We start from the raw sequence: 22965 nt of genomic DNA on the forward strand, positions 1-22965 counted from the left end.
GGAGGGATGGGCTTCAAGGAATTTGGGCCCGGCTTCCCAGCAGACGGGAAGCCGGGCACCGTGCGGCCCTTATCGCATGCGCCCCTTCGTAGCGTCGCATCAAATCTGCCCAGCCCACAGGGATGCGGGCGGCCGCCCTGCCGCCTGCGTAGTCGACGAGGTGAAGACTTGGCCATTGCTCCTGATGAGGGCTTCGATCGTGAACCGGAAGGTTCATGGGGACTGCCCGACGATGCGCCTTCAGCCTTCGGCGATGCCGCCCACATCTGGGGCAACCAGAGCGATGTCCCTTCCGCACTCGCCGGCGAGGACACGCTGCTCGGCAGGGAAAGCGAGCTGGTCCCTGGGTGGGCAGCGGCCTCGGACGAGGTGCCGAACGCCTTCCAGCTTCCCTCGGCCTGGTCCACCACACAGGTTCCCTCCGGCCTCGCCGATCCCGTCCAAGATGACCCGAGCCCGTCGGCCGAACCCCTCGATGCGATGGAGCCCTCCCATCAGCCCGAATCGGCATGGGACGAGGGGTGGTCGCAGGGCGATGCCCCACGCGCGCTTGACGCTGACCAGCCGGCAGGCTCCTGGCTGCACGATGATGTGCCCTCGGCACTTGGCCTTCCGCCGATCCTGGCTACGGGCCTCGCCCGCGACGGCGCCGCAGACCTCCTCGCGCGCCTTGCGAACGGCGGTGCTGACCCGACCGAGCCTCTTAACGCTCCGCCCCGGCTGGATGACACCGGCAAGGACGTAGCGAACCCGACGGTGCCGTCGTGGGAAGAGGTCGACGTCACCCCTGCCTTCAACGACTCCTCCAGCTCGTTCACTGGGGGGACCGTGCCCTCCGCTGCCGCCGACGCAGCGGCAGCGCCGTCCGAGCCGTCCCCGGAGGCCTGGGGGGTCGCGGACGTACCGAATGCTCTGGTGTTCGGGGACGCCCCGCTCAGGAACCCGTGGGCGGACGAAGAAGGGGTCCCGTCCGCCCTCACCGGCAGCATCCACGTCCCGCTCACCCCACAGTCATTCGGGCGAGGCGCAGACCCGGACGCCGTAGCTGCCGAGGGCGCAGCCTGGGATGCCGAGGACGCGCCCCCGGCGATGACGAACGGCCCGGACTGGGGGACCGCCGGTGTGCCCTCGGGTCTCACATTCCCCAAGGCGACTCCGGACCGCTCGGAATCACAGGCTGCCTCAGTCGGCGAGCGAAAGGACACTGCGCCCCGGGCTGACGAGATGCAGGACGCGCGGCAGGCGTGGGAAGCAGGGGATGCACCCTCCGCGCTGGCAGCGAACCCTGCGGGATGGGGCGCCTCCGACAGCGTTCCGTCCGGGCTCGCCGTCCCGGGAGCCGACCGGCCGCCCATCTCTTCGTCGCCATCCACAACAGGCCCCAGCGTCACGCCCAGCGTCGGAACCGCGCCTTTCACCACCCCGAGCAGCTCAGAGCTGCCCGCTTCCGCCCCGCACCGGGCATCGAGTCGCCGCTCCGCGAAGGGCGCGCGCGTACCTTCCAAGAGCACGGACGCGGATGCCAGGGGAGATCCAGCAGACCAGAAGCGGAAAGACACCCGCATTTCTCCCACCGGTGGGCCTACCGTTCAAGCGCAGCAGCCCGGCCGTAGCACCCCGGCCGCCACATTCCCCGACCCGGGCTCCCCGGACGTGTGGGACGGCGAGGGCGGCGGTAATCCGGACGTGTGGGAGTCCGTGCGCACTGCCGACTACATGGTCGCGTTGATGGCCCGCATCGACATCGAGGTGGAGACCCAGATGCGGGCCGACACCGGCATGGATGAGCCCAACCGCGAACGCCTGGAGAGGGCCAAGGGGCAGGCGAGCGATGTCGTCCCCCGGTTGGGCTGGTCCCAGTCACTGCTCAGCGTGATGAAGCTGGCCGCTGTGGGCCGGCTCACCACGGGCGACGATGGATTGTTCCGACAGCCGTCCGAAGGCTCGGGTGCCGGGCGGCGCGTCAGCACCCAGCGCGTGCAACTTCTTTTGGAAGCTGGCTTCCTTGCCGTGCCTCCGGAGGGGTCGGCCGTGCGCTTGATCCGTCCGACCGCGCAGGGAGAGCAGGCGCTTTTCCTGGCCGCTCTCCACCCGGAGGGGATCTACTCGGACGACGGAGCTGCTTTCGAAGCCCGGCTGAAGGCCGTGCGCCGGCCGTGGCATAGCAAAGAGGACAGTAAGTCGGCCGCTCGGCGTCTGGCCTCGCTGGACAGGTGGGCCATGGTGTGGTCCGACGACCGCCCGCAACGCCTCTCGGACGAAGAACACGAGAGCGCAGTCCGCGCTCTGGTGATGTTCGCGTATGACGACCTGGAGAGGGTCGTTGCACGGTTGTGGAAGGCCAGCATCCTGCCGCGGGCTCTGGCGGACGTCCGGGACGCCCTGGCTGCTGCCGCCCAGGCCGCCAGTGAAGGCGACCGTAGCGCAGCGACGCAGGCCTTCAACACCGCTCATGCGCATGCCGGCTTGTTCGGTAAGTCGCTGAACGAGGACCCGCGTGGCGAGGAAGCGACCGAGTGGATACGCCGCCTGCAGCAGCGCATCGATGAGTACATGGGCGTCTGGGCGACTATCGCAGCCGTGGCACGAGCTCAGGCCCAGGCCAATGCGATGTCCGGCCCCTCGCCTCAGTCCCGAGCGACCAAGCCTGCCGTGCCTGCCGTGCCCGGGAGTGTGACCCCGGCCCCTACGTTCGAGACCACGCAGCTCACCGCTTCTGCTGAGCGCGAGGTGCCGACAGGAGATGAGCAGTCTGAAGTGTCCGACCCCGAGTCCCAACCCTCGCACGCTGCGGTAGACGGCGAGGCCCGTCGCGCCCCGGCATCAGCCTCACCGTCGACGACTGCCCCGCGCAGTGCCGCTCCCAGCGGCCCGGACACGGCCCACCTGCTGCAGATGCAGTGGACACTTCCACTGGGCCCCACACCGCCTCCCCTCGGAGACGAAGAACAGGCAACCGCCGTAGCCGTCAGGGCCAGTCTCTCGGCTGACGGCTTGATCGATCTCCTCGCGGCGGCCTACGACACCGCGGTCTACTCCGAGTGGAAGCGCCGCTACCTCAGCCGTGGCGAGGGCAATACGCAGGTGGGCTCCACTCCGGTCAGGTACCAGAGCTACTCGGACCGATTGGAGGCGACCGTCGGGGACATTCAGGTCGCGGTGACCTGGGACCGGGTCCGTGCCTGGGTACGCGAGATCGCCACGCCCGAGGTGGTCAGCTTCCTCGACAAGGTCAAGACCGCGGCCAGCCGCTTCCCCCATCATAGGCAGGGGGAGGAGCGCTGGCAGGCGATGGGCGAGCTCGCTCTCGCCCGGACGCTGCGCGAGCGCGTGGAGGTGGTGAAGAGGGAGGTCCTCGATCACGCGATCGGCTACCTGTCGTCGCGGAGCATCCCCGCCAACGCACGAGGCGGCCGCCCCGCGTCCGCGCATGCCGGCGGGCAGGGGTTGTTCGACATGGAGGGACCCTTCGCGCTGCCGCCGATGAACGAGCTGAACGAGGACCTCGACCGGATCATCACGCTTCTTCCGCCCCCCTCGCAGAACGCCCCGAAGCGGCTCGCGGCCCTCTCCGAGCTGACCCCGGGCACGGTGATCGAGCTCGACGACAGCCCCATCGTCATCTCCGAAATCAACGCCCATCCAGGCCGCGTCGACATTATCGGGGAGCACCGGGGCCCTATGCGACCCCACCGGATCAAGCACTCGCTGGACCTCACCACGGACGCCGAGCCCAGCCTCCAACTGGCTGATCTTCCTCCATCGCTGGCGCCGCTCGTCGGGCCCGTGCCCCGCCGTGAAATGGGCGTAGGCCCAGGCCCTTTGGTGGACGGGCACCCGGATGTCAGCGCGCAGATCCAGTCCGCTGCCGGTGGCACCGTCCCGCAGCCTCCCGCAGGACCGCCGCAGCCACGTCTTGAGGCGTTCGTCTGGAACACCGAGCGGCGCCGTGCCCACGGGCAGGGCATAGGCCAGGCCAACGGCACGCGGCCACCCGTCTCGAAAGCCCGCCGGGAGATGGATCCCGACGACCCGTTCGTCCAGTTCGTCGACAACCTTCAGCACCAGCTCGTCCAGCTCACCGAGCGGCCCGCCGAGCGTGCTGCCGTCGAGCAGGCCGCGGCAGAGATCCGCGAGGCAGTCACCGACCTTGCTGCACGGGCCATGGCCTACAGCACGGAGCGGATGCGCCAGGCCGAGCAGAACCCGACGCGGCTCCTGCAGATCACCATGGAGCCGTCCTTAAGCGTCCCCTTCAGCCGCCTTGCCATGAACTCCGTGATGAGCGCGATCGACCGTGCCGAGGCCGCGGTGCCGCAGAAGGGACAGAAGGCCCGCGTCCGGGCGGCCCTGGAAGCTGTCGTCTGCAGCAACCCACCACGAGATCCGCAAGGCGACGCCTTGGCGGACTTCGGCGATGCGCTCGCTCCGTTCTCCGCCATGGACGGGCGGACCTCCGACACCGTCGCCGAGCTCCTGGCCACTCCTGAACAGTGGACACACTTCAACCTCATGGCGGCGGAGGTACACCAGCTCACCTCCCAGACCACCACCGCGGAGCCTGCTGCCCGCTTCTCGACCCTGGAGGACGTACGGCTCCACCTGACTGCCCTGGCAAGCGAGGAGATCAGCGCCGACAGCGGCCCCCAGCGCGAGCACGCCCTGAACCGGGCCCGCCGCGCCGCCCGTCTCGCCAACGACCCCAGCCTGGAACTCGCCCCGTCCGGCCGGCTCCTCGTCCACGGCTCGGTGAGGGACGGCTGGCACGTGGTGGCCCCCGGCTCGGCCAAGGACGTCGTGCCGTGGTCCGTCCGAACCCGCAAACACGCACTCGCCTTCGCCGACCTGCTGGTTCGGCTGACCGACGAAACCGGGGCGGCCTACCCGTGGGATGCAGATGACTTCCTGAGCATCAGCGGATCGCGGGTGCCCGGCGCCGAGAAGCTCCACGAATGGGTGACCAGCTCTCCCTCGCACACCAGCTACAGCTTCCGGGACCGGCTCCGGAGACTTCGTTGGCAGTCAGCCTCAGCCGGCTGGATGGAGGATCTCGCGCTCTACAGGTTCAGCGACTACGGCTTCATCCATCCAGCCGGCCCGGGCAGCCTGAACCCGGGGGATGAGATCATGTTCGCCTTCGACCAGGACGAGCTGACCTACGCGCCTTCCGTGGCCGCCTACTACCCCCCGCCCTACTTCCGCAACAGGGCGATCGGTACGGCCACTGTCGATGCCGCCGGTAACCTCATCCCCGGGTACTGGTGGCCTGAGCGGCGCCCAGAGGAGGCCCAGAAGCTGGCCCTGCCGGTGCATCTGCACGAAGGAGTACGCAGAGCTCGCCAAGGCGAGTACCAGCTCCACGAAGGCATCAGCGCCCATCTGCCAGCACCGGCACCCCAGGCCTCTCCGGTGCCGGAGCCCGTCCGGGATCCGGTCGCCCAGCACTGGGCTCAGGAAGCTCCAGCCGCCCTCAGAGAAGGCACGCCTGACCCGGTGTGGACCTTGGGTGACAACGTGCCTTCAGCACTCGACGTCGTCACTTCATCAGCTGACTCTGCCGGAACATCGCCTCGTGACCTTGGCGGCCGCGACGGTGCCAGCGCCCCCGACAACCGTGTCGAAGATCCCGGAGCTGAGCCCGATACCGGGAGATACGCAGGTCCGGAGCCGATCGACCAGGAGGAGGCGACGCCCCAGGGCAGCGCACCGGAGTCCGACCGGCAGCGGGAAGGCGTGCAGGTTCCGTTCCCGCGGCTCAAGAAGGCCGAGCGGACGGCTCTGGCGGACGTGACCCGCGGGGACATGACCCGGTTCGGGGGAATGTTCATGCTGCAGACCCACCCTGTACGGCGGGCCGCAGCAGCCTCCCAGGACGCGGTGGCAAGGCTCATCGAGTTGAGGCTGGCTGAGGTCGAGGGACAGCGGGTCCGGCCCACGTCGCAGGGTCTTGCCTGGTTTGGACATCACGGCGTGGAGATGCCGGGTCGCCCTGAGACGGCCAGGGCCGACGGCGGCTCGAACCTGCTGGCGACCGCAGGCGTCAGCAGCCGCTCGTCGCTGCTCGTCACTTCGGACTCCATCGACTACAGCCCGACGGCACCGGCGCAGGTCGTGATCGACGCGGAATGGCCCCAGCCGCCTGCGCCCAGTTCGTTCCCCGACAACTGGCATAACACCTCGCCCGATGAGGAAGCGGTCAGTGCGGCCTTGGCGAAGGCAGAACGTGCCAAGGCGCGGTTCGCCCAGTCCACCGCCCGTGACATCGCAGCCCTCGCGATCCCGGTCACCGACGACCGCTGGCTCTGGACCCGCCACCGGCCCTTGGCGCAGTTCGATGAGAACGCGGCGGCAGCCCTGGAGCGGCTCACCGACCCGGCGACCGTGGCCTACACCATCCAGGCTGTCCAGCACCTGCGGGAGGCTTTGGAGGAAGTAGGCCGCGGTGCCACGGAGGACTACCTGCAGCGCATTCTTGCCGCAGGAAGCGACCCAGTCCTCATGGACAAGGCCTGGCGTACCGATCTCGGAGTTTCCAGCGACCCCACATACGTGCTTCACGTGCGTGCTGTCGTCATCAACTACTTGGTGGAGGTTGCCGCACACGCCGAGGCGGCCGGTCTCGACGGTGTCGCGGTAGCTGAGGTGCTGGAAGATGCGGCCGGCTGGGACGGCAGACTCCAGCAGTTCGGCAAGACAGCCTCGGAGTATCCGCACTTTCCAGATGCCGAAGCGGTGGTCGAGTCGGCCCAGTTCGTAGCTGACGCCGCTCGCCACCTGGCAACAGGCTCAGCAGAGAAGGTCCGAACCTGGATCGAGCTGCGGCGCGCCGCATCCGACGTCGAGCCTCGGCCTGCAAGGACGCAGAGCACAGTGACTGGGCATGAGGAGGCCGACGCCGGTCCCATGTCGACGGCCAGCCTGTTGCCGCTCCGGAGCGCCAAGCATGAGCAGAAGGCTGTGAGCGCTGGAGGAGCGACGAATCAGGCTGAAGCCGCAACTCCGCTGGTGCCCCAGTCTGTGGGGACAGCGGCTCCATACGCGTACCCTCGCGAGGCCACGGACGCTTGGCAACTCGTGGTGGACACGATGGCAGCGCTGGACGCGAGTCACCGGACATGGCCGCGGACGACTCGAAACCACGTCGCCCTGACAGATGCCAAAGCTGCTGTCGCCCGGATCGCGACGCGCATCCCCGCGGTACCTTCCTCTCTGCCGGAGGTTGCCCACCAGTTGCGTGAACTCGACCGGATGCTTGGCGTAATCCAGGATGACCTTGATCGCTCGCGGGACGACGAACTCAAGGCGCGGCTGGCTCCTCAACTCAGCGCACTAGTCGATGCTCATGCTCAGGCCTACGACAGGACTCAGGCTGCGGCGCGCCAGCTCACTCGGAACGAGGCGGGTACCTGGCTGCATCCGTGGGTGACCGAGCTCCCCGAGGGAACTCGAACCAGCGCTAAAGTCCGGGCCGCCGGCACTTCGGCGCGCCCCCGCCGAGTCCTGCACGCCGATGGCACGCTACTGCAGCACATCGGCTCAGGGATGGAATCGGTGGCAAGAGCAGCCGTGGCGGTAGGTGTCATCGATGCTCCACACGGCACGGGAGCATGGCAGGTTGTCCGCTTCGAGGACGGCACTCATGAGGTCGCCCACCCCGCTCTTCTCCATCCTGTCGACCAGGAGCCCTACCCTCCGCCGGCGGATCTCGACATGCCGGTGGAGGCTTGGGCATCGCGGTGGCAGGCCTTCGACCGGGCCGAAGCCGCAGGCGCGGCAACCGCTTCAGTCGGGGTAGGCCTGATCATGCCGGGCGACCGGATCCAGGTGCCCGACCGAAAGGGCGAGCGCACCGTCACGAGCATCGAGCGCGGTGTTCGCCGTCGCAGCGGGCGGAAGCATCTGACGGGCACAGCGGTGCACCATCGCGGTGCTGGCAAGGCGCGGACTGCCGAGTACCTGGTCACCAACCCGGCGGCCGAGCTGCCGGTGACGCTGCCAACTGAGCATCCTGCTCTGGACAACTATCCCGGCAAGGTGGCCCTGACGAAGAACCCCATCCCGCCGGGCGACTATCACCAATTCTCCTACCGCTGGTCAGCCACGGTCATGGGCGGCCACGAGGGCAAGTACTCCGTCACCGGGGACTGCCAGGGCAAGGTCAGAAACGGCATCCCCGACCACAAGACCTACCGCGTGCACTACGTCCATGGCGAAGGAAAGGAACTGAAGGTCTGGGCACTGGGCCTGGCCACCACTCTGGAAGGAGCAGCTGAGTACATCTCCTCGCACTGGCAGCGCTCCCAAACGGGCGACCACCGCGCTGAGGCGCAACAGGACTACTACGCTTCCGGCCTTTGGCTGCTGCCCGATGTCGGTGAGGGTGAGTACCTGGTGTACCGGCCTGACGGGTCCTGGGAACTCACCAGCCGCGAGGGCCGGGTCTACGACATTCGCGATGACCGATCGGAACGCGTGGGCAACCTTGAGGTGCGTCACAACGGCGATCTCGTCGGGGTGACCACCGAGCACTACGGGAGGCGATGGCCACAGATGCTGAGCATCGTTCGTGGCCACTCCGAAAATGCGGACTCAGCCGCAGCCGACGCTGAGCACATGGTGCGCGAGGGTCTTGGCCACCGGCTCGACGCCGCTCCTCAGACCGACGCCGCCCCCAGCACGGCGCCTGTAGAAGGACCGGCCATGCAGGGCGATCCGGTCGCAGAAGCTGTGAACTTGAGCGACAGGGCCCGCACTGACCATGAGCTTTCTGTTGAAGCGGCCGGGCAGGACGCATCTGCGGAGATGCGGAGAGGGACGGAGGCCCTCTTCGAGTTGCCTGAGACTGAGACCCCTGAAGTGGGCGGAGGGCCAGTTGCTCCAGGTATGGATGCCCTCGGGGTCCTCACAAATCAGCAGGGATCACCGGCGCGCGCGCCTCGCACTGCCGTACAGCCTGAGGTTCCTGAGCCGAGCGACCGTGAGCGGTCACCGCAGCAGCCGGGCTCCAGCGATGACTTGAAAGGTGGTCGGTCTGAGGCAGCGGGTCCTGAAGGGGAGCGTCGGCGCTCCGGCACAGCAGATCCCCAGCCTGTCGCGGGCCGAGCCGACCGGCCTACTGACGCTCCCGCCAAGCGGGAGGAAGGGTCCCAGGACCGACAGGACGCGGAGCTGGCATCGCAGCATGCCGTCGCTGATGGAAGCCTCGCGGGGCCTTTTGACATCGCAGACACCGGCCAGGCGACGGCCGGTCACGATGACGCCTCTGCACAGACGGGCGCGGAGGTCGAAGGTCCCCTGACAGCTCTGACCGCTGGGAGGCCGCCCTCGCCAGACCGTGCCCCCGCACCGGAAGGCGAAGGGAGTACCACGGTGAGTGACGTATCCACTGCCTCTGGGTCGGATCAGCCTGCCGAGCAGCTTGTCCAGATGACACCGCCCCCGGCAGACCAGGCCGGGGAGGTCGGTCGGACCGTGGGACCTGCGGTGAAATCTCCTGCGGAAGAGAGGTTGGAGCGCCAGGAGGGCGAGTCCCGCGGCAGTGGAGCACCTGCGCGGCCGGGCCTGGGGGAACTTCAGGCGTATGTCGACCCGTCTGCGTATAAGGCGGCTCACCAGGACGTTCTGGCTGCTCTCGACCAGCATGAGGACTGGCTCCATGAGGACGCCGCAGCTGCGGCAGCAGCCAGCGAACTCCGCGGGATCACTGGCGTAAATCTCCCGGCCCTAGCGGCACTCCTCGCTCTCGGTAGTGCCGCTGCAGCTGCGGAAAGCCAAGGAGCCGCGCTGGCCGCCTTCACCGATCGCCTCCGTCGCCACGTCCGACGCACTCAGCTGATGATGGCCGGGATCGTTGTGGAGCAGGCGGCTCGGACAACAGATCGCGACCTCCTGCGCAACATGCACACCGTTGCTGCGGCGGGCCGCTTCGTCGGCTTCCAGTGGACCACTGACGCAGGGGAGATGGAGATCGGGCAGTACATCGAGTACCGCGCCGACCAGCTCAATCAACTGGCTAAGGGCCCCACGGACACAGTTGAGCTGGGAGCCGATACAGCAGAGGCAGACTCCCCCGTGGATGAGTACGACGAGCCGGCGCTGCCCGCCCTCGAGTTCCCTGACGGGGGAGGTGCGTACTTCAGCTATACCGAGGGGGCTCCCTCTCTTCACGCGCGCGCTACAGCGCTCCTCCAGGGCCAGGTCGGGACTAGTGGCGAGCTTGTCTTCGTCGACGGTCGGCCCATCTACGCGATGGTCATCGAACAGGCGGGGCCGGGTGACGCGGCAGTCAGGTCGCTGTTCCTTGGCCTGAGCATGGGCCAGGACGCCCGGACTGTCCATATCACGACAGAGGAGCTAGCGGCAGCTGATCCGCAGAGGCTCATGGCCGCGATGAACGGCTGGATCGCGGCCGATGACAACGGGGATCGTCCGTTGCTGACCTACCAGCCGACCGTCCACGCTGCGGCGGCAACACCCGATCCGGTGGGCTCAACAACCTCCCAGATACAGTCCGCTCAGGCCAGCACCACCCCCGAGACCGCGCCCGCTGCACCTCAGGAGCAGCCGCAACCGGCTCCCGCTCCTGCCCGAAAGCAAACCCCAGCGGCAGACTCCGCACCAGCTCCAGCGGAAAGTGCAGCGCCGATGAGCAGTGAGGAACCGGGCCCCGGGCCGTCCGCGCAGCCGGCAGTGTCCGCAGGCAGCCCTGCAGATCCGGTAGCGGCGGGAAGCGACGGGCGCGCTCCCGGCGTCGAGGTGCTGCCGGTCCGCGAGGAGGCGCGTGGACCGGAGACAGCCGCGTCACCAGCCCCTGCAGAGCAGCGGGAAGGACCGGACATTGCTGACCGTCTGGCCGTCCTCGCCCGCAAAGCCCTCGGCTCCCTGGCGTCCAGGCGTGAGGTTACCGTCACCATGACGGCTCCCGATTATGCGGTCATCACCGTGGAGGCAACTGGACATCACGGCCGCAACGCCTACCTCACCGGGGGCCTGAGTCAGGCGCTCAACAGGGAGATCCGCAGTCAGAACGACCGGAGCTTGAACCGGCTACGGATCGACGTGCAGCATGGGGCGACAGGCCAGACTCTCCTACCTACCAACGGTCCCGCGGTGACCGTGCTCCGCTCGCGGCTCATCGACGCGAACGTTGCAGCAGCCCAGATCTTCGCCACCCGGCTTCGGGCAGACCCGAGCGCCGAACTCGCCCGTACCTACCTGCATGAGGGCGACCCGGCCATCGGGATCAGGGGGAGGCAGATCCCCCCGGAGGTTCAGGAACAGTGGGGGATCGGCTACGCGCCCTCGCAGCGTGACTCGGGGAGCTGGGACGTGCTGGCCCAGGAACTGATGAACGCGGGTTTCTCCGAGGAGGAGCTCGTACAGTCCGGCCTGGCCAAGTACTCGCAAAACGGCCGCCTCTACGACGCGTTCAGCGACCGGATCATGTTCCCGATCCACAATCAGGTAGGGGAGATCGTTGGCTTCGGCGGCCGCCGCGTCGACCGGCCCGGCGAAAGCAGCGATGAGGCGAAGGACCGAGGCGGTCCGAAATACCTCAACACCGAAGACACGGCGATCTTCCGGAAGGGCGAGCTGGTCTTCGGCCTCTATCACCCTGCTCAGGCAGAGACGCGTGAGGCCAGCAACGGACCGCGAGTCGGCCTGGAGGGCTACTTCGACGTCATCGCGATGGCGCGAGCCGCAGAAAGCCTCCCGCTGGAGCAGCGCCCCGTCGCCGGCGCGCCTATGGGTACCGCCCTCACCAAGGACCAGCTGATGGCGCTCCGCGGGATTCGAGAGGGCAAGCCGCGTACCCATGTCCTGTTCGGCGACAACGACCCTGCTGGGCGGCGTGCCCTGCTCAAGAGCTGGGACATGCTGCTGACCACGCCGGGTACCACTGAGGTCACCAGCGCCAGCGATGTGAAGGACGCGGCCGACCTGTGGGAGGCGGGCGTCGCCGCGGGCACGGGCGGTGCCGAGCCGGTGCTGCGCGTGCTGGACCAGCGTCAGCCCTTGCTCGAAGCTGCCGTTGAGGCCCAGCTAATGGTCTTCGCCACCGACAACGAACAGGCCAGCCACGTCTTTGATGGCGGAGCGTTCGACGCCCGCAGCCGCGCGGCCGCCACACAGGCCGCCCAGCTCATCACCGCAGACATCCAGGACCGCGCCCCGCAGGATGCCCGAGAGCGCCAGGCGGCTGCCCTGACTTGGGCAAAGCGCCTGCACCAGTCCTGGCAGCTCCCGGGGCACCTGATCGCTACAGCCGTGCTCCTTGGCCCCGGCGACCACGACGTGGACCACCAGAACGCCGTCTACCAGGAGGCACTGGACGTCCTGGCCGCTGACCCCGACGGCTACTTCGCAGATGACCAGCACGTACGGTCGCGACAGTCGGCGATCTTCGCCGATGAGGCCGACGAACCTGCCACTACTCCGTCAGCCCCCGCAACGAGCGGATCAACGGGTGCCGGGCACTGGCCCGCCGGAACCAAACCCGGCGTCCCCACCGCCACCGCGGCCGAAGGCGGCCCCCTGCCCTTCGCCATGAGCCTTCACAGCCCGCGATCCGGGGCCGGGCCGGCTGAGCTCACGGACCGCAACGCTGGTGCCTACAGCCTCTACGTGGCCGTCTACGATCGCCTCGGCCAGCACGCGATCGAGGAGGAGAGCCCCGGGCACCTTGCCCAGCCGCTCGCACTCGGCAGCCTGCACGGGGTCGACTTGGCCACATCGGGCGCCGACCAGCAGGCGGAAGACCCGAGCATCGTGGTGTGGCTCGGCACGGAATCTCTGCGGCTGTCCTACAAGCGCTTTACGGCCATGACGCCACTGGAATTCCTCGCTGCCGTCGAATGGCGTGCAGCCACCGCAGCCGGAAAGATCGGCACGCCGCTGAGCCAAGCATGGCGCAAGGCCGTACGGACCATCCTGGCTCCCTCCATGCCGCACAACCCCGGCCCAGAGGACTTCGCGGTGTTGCTCGACACCGTCGCCGCGACGGCTGGGGGCCATACCGACGAAACTCGGCGCCGTGCCCAGCAGGCCGTGGACCTCTACACGGCCGGGCACCCCGATCTCGCCTTGGACCACTTGGCGGCCGCCGACCACATCTGGGTCCTGCAGAACGAAGGCGGCTGGGTGCAGGAAAGCGCGGATGTCGAACCCACCTGGGAGGAGGTCAGCGAGAACCTCGCCCAGGAGGCAGAAGTCCTCAACCAGCTGGGTCAGGAGGCAGCCAGCTACCCGTCTCCGGAACTGACTGCGCACGAGCCTCCTGTCGCGGCCGACCTCACCATCGCCCACCACAGCGCGCATGAGGCGATCGCAGCATTGCGGCCCTACTCCATCGGCCTGCCCGGGACCGTGTACGAGCGAATGACCGACCTTGTAGCGCAGATGGACGCCAGCGTGCCCGCTGCGCGCAGGCTTCGAGGCCCTAGCGGTGAGCGGCTCATGGGGCGGGTGAGGACCAGCCTGGTGCGCGCGCTGGAAGGCCTTGCCACCGCAGCGGGCAAGATCCGTCTCCGTGGTGTGGCCGACCGGCTCGAGCGCGCGGTATCCCGGCTGCGAGGCCAAGCGAGTCAGGCGCCGCTGTCCAGGGCCGTGCGCGTCGACCGCCGGCTGCAGGACCTCAATCACACCGAGCGCGACCTGGAGCGCCGGATGGCTGCTTCAGGAACGACCATGGCTGAGATCGGAGATCTCCAGGAGCAGTGGATCATCAACCGGGCCCGCTGGCGGGCACGGTACGAGCAGATCACCGGCCAGCCGGCCACCGCCGACTTCCTGCCCCACACCGGGCTCATCGCGGGCGCGCCTGCCATCCCGAACCCGGTGGCCGCCCACGGCATGCTCATCGCCCGGCTTCGGACCCGGGTGGCCGAGGAACGTGACGTTGACCCGCACACGGGTGAGATGAGCGACCCCTGGAACGCGACTGCCGACCTATTCAACGGCGTGGCCTGGGCCTACCAGCAGCGCATGATCGGCAGCATCCCCTCCGGACCCGACCCGGAAGGTCCGCTCCCCCCGGAGCATCTGCGACAGGCAGCCCTCATCGTCACGGCCCGCCGGGATGCCTCTCCGCTGACACTTCGGCGGGCCCTGGACATCTCAGCGGAGCGAGCCGACCGCCTTCTCCACCAGTTGGAGGCACAGCAGATTCTCGGCCCGTACCGGCCTGACACCACCCGCACGGTGCTGGCGCAGAGCGGCGAGATCGACGCGTTGCTGGCCCGCCCTGCCCGGCCTCGGCCCCCCGCCCCCACACCGCCCGACGCGGCTTCCCAGGAAGCAGCTCAGGCGGAGTTCAACGGCCGCAGGACTGAGATCGAAGAGGTTGTTACAAGGTTCCTGGCAGAGCAGACGGCGCGGAACGACGGGCAGCCAAACGTGGCACCCAACCGGGTCGCCGCAGCGGGCAGCCGTGGACGTGCAGCACCCCGCGAAGAGGCCCAGAGCAACGCGCTTGCCGCCCATCAGACGACCCATCTCACTCACAGCCAGTCCTGACGAGGAGAACGGATGACCACGCCAGCACCTCCCCAGCCCACACCGGCCATGCTCCGACTCACCCTTTCCCAGGGGGCCACAGCGGCGGAGACCGAGGCTGAGTTCAAGCGGTACGCCCGGCTGCAGAACCTCGGGGTCGGCCTGCGCCGTGCCCGAGCGCTCGACAATGTCGCCGAGCCGCCCCAGGCCGGACCACGAGACCTTGCCGGCCTCGCGACGGCGATAGCTGGCGCCCATGCGGCACAGGCCTTCTACTTTCACCAGCCCGGCTGGAGCGCCCTGAATGAGATCCACCAACGGGCATCGGAAGTCCTACGCGACCTGAACGAGCAGGCAGAGCGGACTCCACAGGCGGCCATACAGGCCGCCCGGATCACTTCACTCGCCGCGAGCCTGATCGCACGGCACGCGGCCCAGATCCAGACCTATCTCAACACCTGGAACCAGTCCCGGGGCCCGGGTGCCGAGGCCATGCGCTACCTGACCCGGGCCGCGGAAGACCACGCGGCACAGGCAGCCGGCGTTGATGATGGCCAGAACCTCGACACCCCCCGCCTCCTCATGGCCCACGCCCACAGGCTCAACCGTGAGCTCCAGCGGGCCGAAGCCACCCGCCCGGGACCCCCGACCGACCCCAAGCTCGACGACCCCGACGGCCCTGCCCTGGAAAGCGCCCTCAGCCTCGGCACCCTGTACGACCGCGGCCTGGCCGAGGCAGCAAGGCTGAACGATGCGATGAGCGAGCTCAGCGGGCGCGCACGCCGCATCGGGCACCGGGCAGTGCTCGACATCCGCCTCCACGGCGCAATCGAAGCCCTGCAGATCCGCAGCTACGAGATGGTCTCCGGAATCGCCCGCAAGCTGATGAACCGTTACGACGAGCTGGGATGGCAGAACGACGGCCGCCGTACCGTCGCAGCGACCATCTTCCACTACGCGGAGCAGCGCCTCGAGCGCATCCGTGGGGCACTCGCGCCTGAGGACCAGCGCGAGTTCGGGCACTACGAAGTCGATCCTCCGGACCGCTACCTGGACGCCGTGTTCGACGAGAACCGTGCCATCGTCAACGAGCTCAAGTCCAAATTCCTCCGCCCCGAGGACCGCAGCGACCTGCAGATTCGCTTCCTCCTCGTTCAGCGGATCCTGGCGACCGACATGGGTGACGCGGAGTGGCTCACCCAGCCGCACTTCCCGCCGAAGGAGTACGTCGCCGGCGTACGGGCCGACGACCCCGTCGAAGCCCGCCGTGAGCTCATCGATGCCCTTCGGCGGCGGGTCGAACGTGATCCGTACCACCGAGACGCGAGCTTCCTGAACCAGGTGGCAGACCGCTTCACGAAGGAGATTGTGGGCCCCGACAAACTCACCACTGAAGCGACCCAGGCCACCGTCACGCGCGCCCAGCTCCGGGCGGCCGCCCTCCACCTGGTGGGAAAGGGCACAGTCGTCTCACCTCTTGCTTTGGCCAGTGCTCCGGAGCTCAACGTCACATACGCGGAGGCAGAGCGAATCCTCCACGAGCTGCAGGACCTCAACGTCGTCGGGGCTCCCAACGGCCTCGAACCCCGCCAGATGCTCGCCACAACCCCGGCTCAGCTCCCCGCGGTCCTGGCAGCGGCTCGCCCCACACCCGTCGCCACGCCCCTTCAGGCTGCCGTCGCCCCTGCACCGACGTCCATTCAGGCATCGGCGTCTCCCGAACTCGTTGTGCAGGTCACCGACGATCAGCTGCGGCGGGCTGCATTCGCCGCGGCTGCCAATCGGATTGCGCATGCTGATCTCTTCGTCAAGACGCTGTCAGTCTCTCCTGCCGAGGGGCAGGCCCTCATGGATGCGCTTCAGGAACGCAAGATGCTCGTTAAAGCCGACGACGGGGCCTGGGAGCCCATATTCGATCAGGCTGGAGTGGACGAGGCCCTCAAGCAGTCAACCTGGTCTCCGAAAGCCGAGGGCGGGCAGCAGACCGGCATCCTGCCCCGGCGTGACCGCACGGCAGAGCGTCCGCACCCGGGTAACCTCGCCAACAGCCGTACGCCAGACCCCCGAACCCTGTCGGAGGAGGAGATGACCCGCCTGCTGGCAGGAAGCCGGGACGAGATTCTGAGGGCGAGCCAGGCGCTCAAGGACGGCGTGCAGACCCGAGCGGCGGCGCAGAACCCGCAGCTAGCCGCCGTAGGCACCCCCCGCACGACCGCTGAAGCCCAGCAGAACGCACAGCAGGCGAGGCAGACGATCAGCACGGGCGTTCGCTAGTTAACTCAATCAGGGAGGTTTCATGAAAAGTCAGGAGCAAGCAGACAGGCTTCGCCTTCTCAAGGAAGGAGAAGAAGAGCGTCGCCGACTGAGGATAGCCGGGCTACGGCGCGCCTCGCAGGAGCGACAGTCCCACGTTGAGGCGCGCGCGACAGCCAGCCAAACTAACGATGCCTACTGCACTGAGTTGCCCCGGTATTCACCCACTGGCATCCGTTAGGTGGACAACATCCAGTAGGCCCCTTTCGTCATGTGCTTGAGGGTGAAATGGGCTGGTCAGTGGATGTAATGACGAGGTAGGGCTCCTTGTCGTTGGCGTGGTGATTCCACCCATCACACCGGCAGCCGAGGAGCCTCTGCGCGACCCGGAGGTTCCGAAGCTGGACGACGACGGGGCCGGGGCGGACTAGTCGTGGCCGACCAGGGCGGTGATGAGCTTGCGGGCCCTCGCCTTGGTCAACCGCTTCGCAGCCGTCGCGCAGTGCTGACGAGGCGTACGCGGAGCGATGTCGCTACCCTTGATCACCTTGGCGAACTCGGCGTCGAACCGTTCCTTGCCGACCTTCTGCGCGAGCGTGGTCAGGTACTCCACCTGCTTGGGGGTGGCCTTCTCCGTCTTCGCCTTTTCGGCGCGAGCGCGCCGTGGAGCGTAAATACGCTCGTTCTCCGCCCTGCGGGCGGCCTCCGCCTCTGGGCTGCGGCAGGTGATGTGCACGCTCTCGTACCAGGTCTGGGTGCCGGGCTTTCCGGTCACGGCCTCCCACAGAGCATTCGCGGTCAGCTTCTCCTCATCCACGCCTTCGGTGAGGCCGGGGCCGACGAGCCCGTAGTAGCCGGTCCTGCCCCGTGGGAGCACCGTGAACCCGGCCGGGATCGCGTGGGTTTCGAGCCAGTCATGGCCGCACCCGCAGTGCGTGGCGTGGTAGCGGGACCATTTGCTCTCCAGCGGCTCGTAGACGAGCCGGTCCCCGTAGTACTTCGGGTCTCGCGCGAATCCAGACACGGCCCGCAGTCTTCCACTGCCGGACCGGTCGTCAGGCCCGGCGGAGGAGAACGGCCGGATCACGCTCCCTCTGTCTGGCAGCGTCACCACGCTGCGGCCAGCGGAAAGACGGCCCCCCGCAGGGCGTCTCACTCCTGCGTCGCTCCCTCGGGTGAATGAGCCAGGTCCTGGCCGTCCTCACTGATGAGGATGAACGGCGGCCGTTCACGGCGACGGGGCAGGAACCGGTCCAGCCAGGTACGCGGTTCAATCCCTTCGGGCCGCATGTTGGCGGCATCGAGCGCGTGCAGTTGCTCCGTGCTCAGCAGGTCGGCGAAGTTGTACGGGAAGTACGCGGAAACCCACAGCTGCAACCGGCCCTGCTCGATGACGACCGAGTAGCGGTTCGACGTGATTCCGTGCGGCTCTTCGCTGTTGAGGGCGGCTGCGGCGTCGCGGTCGAGGTAGACGCGGGCGCGGCGTTCGCCCGCTGCCCACGGATAACGTTCCGGATGGTCCATGACCTCGCTGCACCACGCGGCCACGGTGCCGGCCGCCGTCACGTCTCCGTCGGGCAGATAGGTGCGCTGGCTGTAGACGCGGGCGATGAAGTGCTGTCCGTCGCTGGACAGTTCCAACGTGCCGCCGATCTTGTGAACCGCATCTGCGGCGCGGACAACGCGGTAGGGGGCGAGTTCGACGAACCGGTAGTCGCAGACCTCACGCGCGACGTCCTCGGGGAAGCCGAGTTCCTTGAGCAGGCGGACGGTGTTGGAAGGTCCGGTTCCGCCGTATCCGGCGAGGCAGTCCTCCACCCCGATGGCAGCACCGTCGGCGCCCTGGATCAGCATGTGGGGCACGTCGATGTCGGTGCCGTTCGCGAAGGCCGACGGTTCGAGTCCCGATTCCAGCAGGACGTTGCCCGGGTACATGGCGACCAGGATCCGGGCGATGTCGCCGAGCGCGCCGGACTCGACGTACTCGCGTGCCTCGTCGGCTCCCAGGACCGGCACGAGCGGGGTCGCGGCCGCCAGGCCCTGCTGGCTGCGCGTACGAGCGCGTTCGACCATGCCGTTGACCGCAGGGTGGGTGACGCCGAGCTGCCGCCCGATGGCCCGGCGGCTGGCCGCATCGCGTGCGCCTTCGTGCTGCTGCCCGAACTCGGCGAAGGCGGCGACGGAACGGTCTCTGTCCGCTTCCGCGTCGCGCAGCGCCCGATGCAGCAGGGTGACCCGGCGCTGCCGGACATGCATGTCCGCCTGGTAACGCCGAACCTCAGCTTTGATTTCCCTGTAATCCATAGTCAGTAACCTAAGTGCCCTTGAAGCGGAAAGCAAGGTTTCCGCCGGTGTGGGAGGTAAAGGGTCGGCGGGGGTACAGCCGGGGCGAACCCGTGGATGCGTTGCGGAGCGCGGCCCGGCTGGACGCAGCAGGGTGTTCGCCGAGTTCCCGTTCTCCGCGACCTGGAGCCCCCCGTGGATCTCCCGGCGCAGGCCGGGGCTGGCGAGGTAGTCGCAGGCGAAGACCGTGCGCACGGCGCGGCCGAGTTCTTCGAGCGCGGCATGGGTGGGGTGCTTGGGGCTACCGCGGGTGAAGCGTCGCAGCACCTGCTCCGCCTCCGCCGTGCCGAGGCGGAGCGCGGTCGCGTACTTCACCATCTGGTCGTACTGCTGCTCGATCAGCTCCCAGCGGATCGGCCTCGTCAGCGAGCTGCTGATGATGCAAAACGCACCGCGCGGGCCCCGGCGATCAGCACTTTCACCGGGGCCCGCACCGTGTGAGAACCTCCGCGCCCGGGGCGCTACGCCAGCAGGCTGTGCTCGGCGACGGCCGCCAGGAACTCCTTCGTCTGCACCACCGGCGTCCCGGGCAACGGCGGGCTTGGCGCCGGCGCCGAGCCGCCCAGGGCCGAGTACCTCGCGGACACATGATCGATCGCGGCCCGCATCTGCCGCTGCCGGTGCTCCTCCACGACCTTCGCGTACGGCTCCGGAATCTCCCGCTTGTCGTAGATCCCGATGAGTGTCGTCGAGCCCTCCCGGCCGCCGCCGAACCCGTATGTGCCGAACGTCCACCCGAGCTCACGCGCCGTCTTGCGCAGCGCGGCCCGGATCAGGTCCAGGCCGCCCAGTTCCGCGGCCGTCGCGCTCGGCACATGCACCTGGAACGTCCCGCCGTACCCGCCGGCGCCCTCAGGTCCACTGCTTTTCAGAATCGGCACCAGCACCTTCGCCAGCGCCATACACCGTTCGTCCTTCGCGTACGACACCATGACGGCGAACCTACCGGCAACGGACAGCCCGACTTTCCAAGATCAACGGCTTGGGATCAACCGCGTACCGACATTCCCCAAGGCCGGTTCCCGCCCAGATGGCGGGGAGCATCAGCACCCCCGATAACCCCAGCCCAGGGCCATGATCAATCCCAGTGCTGCATCCTGTACCGCAACTACTCAAATCTGAGGGCGGCCCTGGTGGCGAGCGCGGCGACCGCGTTGTGGGCGTAGTGGCGCCCGGGGCGGAGAGCGCAGACACCTCGCCGAGCGGATCGCACACTGCCTCGTCGGACCGTGGACCGGACTGGCTGCCCGCCTCTCACTCCTCCCGTGCGCCACGGGCCACTTCGGCCATGAACTCCGTAGCGATGCCGAGGAGGGGGCGGAAGTCCCCGTAGGCGGCTTTCCACCACGCCGAGGTGCGCGGGTCGAGGATCTGGCACGTGATGAGCGCGTCCCAGTCCGCCGCCACCCGACACCGCTGCATGTGGTGGTCCTCGTGCGGGAAGCGCCCCGTGCGTCGTGCCTGCCCTACCTGCAACACGCTGCTCCGTAAGTCAATGTCGCTGCTTTCATCGAGCAGCCGCAACGCGCGGTCCGTGTCGGTGAGGTTGGCCGTGCTGACCATGTCGATCAGGCCGATCATGCCGTCGCCGCGCATGGGCCCCGGCTTGTAGCCGTGCTCCTGCATCAGCTCGTGCAGGCGTCTCGCCCGAGGGTTGGCGGAGAGGAATGCCTCTTCCAGGGCCTTCTGGCTCAAGGTGCTGAGGGGCTGTCCCATCTCGGCACACATGACCCCGAAAGCCTCGCGCAGACCGGTTCTCCAGGCGCGCTTCCCCCCGGTGGCTTTCTGCACGTCCTCCAGGAAGGTGTTGATCTGCTCCTGGCTGATCCCGCGAATCCGGGCGCGGTGGACGAACATCCCCAGCACCGGCCTGGGTGAAAGCGGAAGCAGCGCCTCGATGGCCTTCTGGGAGTGCACGTTGATTCTAGGAGGCGGCGGTCCGGTCTCAGGCCGCTTCAGCAGCTTCTCGACTCCCTTCCGCAGTGCGGTGCGGAGATTGCCGGCGGCGCCGGGATCCGGGTTCATCGCCAGCAGCCTCCCTTTCACCCCCGGGCACAGATGGCCGGCAGTACGCGCCCCAGCGCAGACTTCGGCGGCCAGCACTGCGTTATCGATCTCTTCAGCCGTGGCGTCCGCGGTCAGCTTCGGAATGAAACCGGCGTTGTAGTCCCGAAGAAACGTCTTGTCCTTATAGACGTCCGGACCGTAACCGGCAGCATCCAGGGCCTGCCGCACGGGCCGGAACGCGAGGGAGGGCTTGTTGTGACGGCTCACGCCTTCAAACTAGGCGTCCTCGCGGGCCGGGGGTCCACTTTTCTGCCTCTCCACCATCCGGCACTTACGGTCCTATGGGCTCTCCACGAGGACAAGGACTTGCGGGGCTACCCACCCGCGCTCTCCATCGTGGCGATCCCAACTCACCGGAGGTCCCTCATGTTCGGCATCGACGGCGTCACCTCGGCGGCCGCCTCCCAGGACACAGCTCTCATGCCCGCTGTGACGTTCGACCTGTTCACCACATTCGTCATCGTCGTCGCGCTGGTACTTGCCTGGCTCGTTTACCGGTGGACGGCACCGGCGCCGGGGTCCCCCGTCCAGGCGTCCAAGGGCGAACGGCTCGTATACGCCATCGGCGCTGCGGCGTCGGTCATCGTGATCGGCGGCTACCTCGTCGGCGGGTTCAGGGGGTTCGGGTACCCCGAGACAGACGCCCGTCCGGTGTCCCGTGACAGCCGTCCGGCTACGGTCGTGCAGGGGCCCGTGGCCGACGGCAGCCCTGTCGGCCACGGCCTGTAGACCCGTGGCCGGATCAGGTCTCTAGTGGCCAGGGCGCGGGAACGCGGCGCGGACGCTTGCCGGTAGCGTGAGGCGCCTTCCGGGAAATCCGCCCGGCCGAGGTGCCGGTCGGCAGACATGCCCACCGCTACGGTGTCAATCGTGACATTTGATGTGTTCGAGGACTCGGCCGGGATCGCCGCCATTCACCATGGCGTGGAGCAGGTGATGGGCGGCACGACCGAGGAGACGGCGACCGCCAACCTGTACGCGTACCTGAGCGAAGCCAAGGACAGTCCCGCGACGCACCTTTTCGATGCCGACACGCCCCGCGCCGACATCGAAAAGGCCCTGGCCGAGATCGCCGAGTACGCGCACGCACGCGGCTGGGACCTCACCCGCACCGACCCACCGGAGCGCCTCGGAGACTAGGACCTGTCCGGGCGATCTCCGTGATGCGGTCCGGCTGGACACCTCAATCCGGGACATCGAGCAGAGCCCGGCGCCAGGCCGCTGCGTTGTCAGTCGCCACCGCTATCGTTCGCGCGTTCACGATCTTCAGGGAGGGGTGCTCGATGGGTGCCAGCGGATGGGACTACGTCACCAGGTACGACGGCGATGTGGAGGCCGCCTTGGCGACCTTGCAGGCCAGGGTGTTCCAGGAGAAGTACGGCGATGGCGCCCGATACCGAAGCCTGGAGGACCTCTACGAGGACGAGGAGTTCATGGGGACCGAGGGCACCCACACGATCCTTGACATCGACAGGGTTGTTGCCACGGATGACCCGCCGACGCGCTTCGGTGTCGCCGACTACGGCACCCTGCGCCCTCTGGGTCTCAACCGTGTGATGCACCACTTCGGCACAGACCGCCCGTCGGTCGAGGAGTACGAGGGACTCGTTGCTGCCGCCAATGATGCTGCGAGCCATGAGGAGCACGAGCAAAGCCTGCTCGGCGAGTGTCAGATGCGGTGGACCGGTTACTACATCGTCCTCTACTCCGGTGACAGGCCGACTCACCTGGGAATCTTCGGATTCTCAGGAGACTAGGACTGATCCGGCGGAGCATGCGACTGCCCCTTGCTGCCGATCGTTCTTACGG

General features: G+C 68.0%; 8 protein-coding genes and 1 pseudogene. 5 read left to right on the forward strand and 4 right to left on the reverse strand.

Annotated elements, in window-relative coordinates; all coding sequences use genetic code 11:
- Positions 1–168: 168 nt before the first annotated feature.
- Both ACFYNX_RS26625 and ACFYNX_RS26630 read left to right on the forward strand, forming a co-directional pair.
- Positions 169–14514, forward strand: coding sequence for a toprim domain-containing protein (locus tag ACFYNX_RS26625; RefSeq protein ID WP_388664799.1), 14346 nt, complete (start codon positions 169–171; stop codon positions 14512–14514).
- 12 nt (positions 14515–14526) lie between these two features.
- Positions 14527–16767: a hypothetical protein gene (locus tag ACFYNX_RS26630; RefSeq protein ID WP_388664801.1), complete on the forward strand. Its 2241-nt coding sequence runs from the start codon at positions 14527–14529 to the stop codon at positions 16765–16767.
- A 406-nt stretch (positions 16768–17173) separates the two neighbouring features.
- Here ACFYNX_RS26630 and ACFYNX_RS26635 read toward each other — a convergent pair whose 3' ends face one another.
- From ACFYNX_RS26635 to ACFYNX_RS26650, 4 genes and pseudogenes are all read right to left on the reverse strand, one after another.
- Positions 17174–17770 (reverse strand): hypothetical protein, encoded by a 597-nt coding sequence (locus tag ACFYNX_RS26635; RefSeq protein WP_388664803.1) that lies wholly within the window; start codon positions 17768–17770, stop codon positions 17174–17176.
- 1406 nt (positions 17771–19176) lie between these two features.
- Positions 19177–19458, reverse strand: a pseudogene (locus tag ACFYNX_RS26640) (Tn3 family transposase); the annotation flags it as partial.
- Positions 19459–19550: 92 nt separating this feature from the next.
- Positions 19551–20021, reverse strand: a complete 471-nt coding sequence (locus ACFYNX_RS26645) for a hypothetical protein (protein ID WP_388664805.1) — start codon at positions 20019–20021, stop codon at positions 19551–19553.
- Between the two features lie 322 nt (positions 20022–20343).
- Positions 20344–21363 (reverse strand): hypothetical protein, encoded by a 1020-nt coding sequence (locus tag ACFYNX_RS26650; RefSeq protein WP_388664807.1) that lies wholly within the window; start codon positions 21361–21363, stop codon positions 20344–20346.
- A 159-nt stretch (positions 21364–21522) separates the two neighbouring features.
- Here ACFYNX_RS26650 and ACFYNX_RS26655 point away from each other — a divergent pair, with 159 nt between their 5' ends.
- From ACFYNX_RS26655 to ACFYNX_RS26665, 3 genes are all read left to right on the forward strand, one after another.
- Positions 21523–21885, forward strand: coding sequence for a hypothetical protein (locus tag ACFYNX_RS26655; RefSeq protein WP_388664809.1), 363 nt, complete (start codon positions 21523–21525; stop codon positions 21883–21885).
- Between the two features lie 141 nt (positions 21886–22026).
- Entirely contained in the window at positions 22027–22296 is a 270-nt protein-coding gene (locus ACFYNX_RS26660) for a hypothetical protein (protein ID WP_388664811.1), read from the forward strand.
- An 86-nt stretch (positions 22297–22382) separates the two neighbouring features.
- Complete coding sequence (locus tag ACFYNX_RS26665; RefSeq protein ID WP_388664813.1) at positions 22383–22913, forward strand: hypothetical protein; 531 nt, start codon at positions 22383–22385, stop codon at positions 22911–22913.
- The last annotated feature ends 52 nt before the right edge of the window (positions 22914–22965 follow it).

It is taken from the genome of Streptomyces sp. NPDC007872 (assembly GCF_042868165.1).
Classification (GTDB): Bacteria; Actinomycetota; Actinomycetes; order Streptomycetales; family Streptomycetaceae; genus Streptomyces.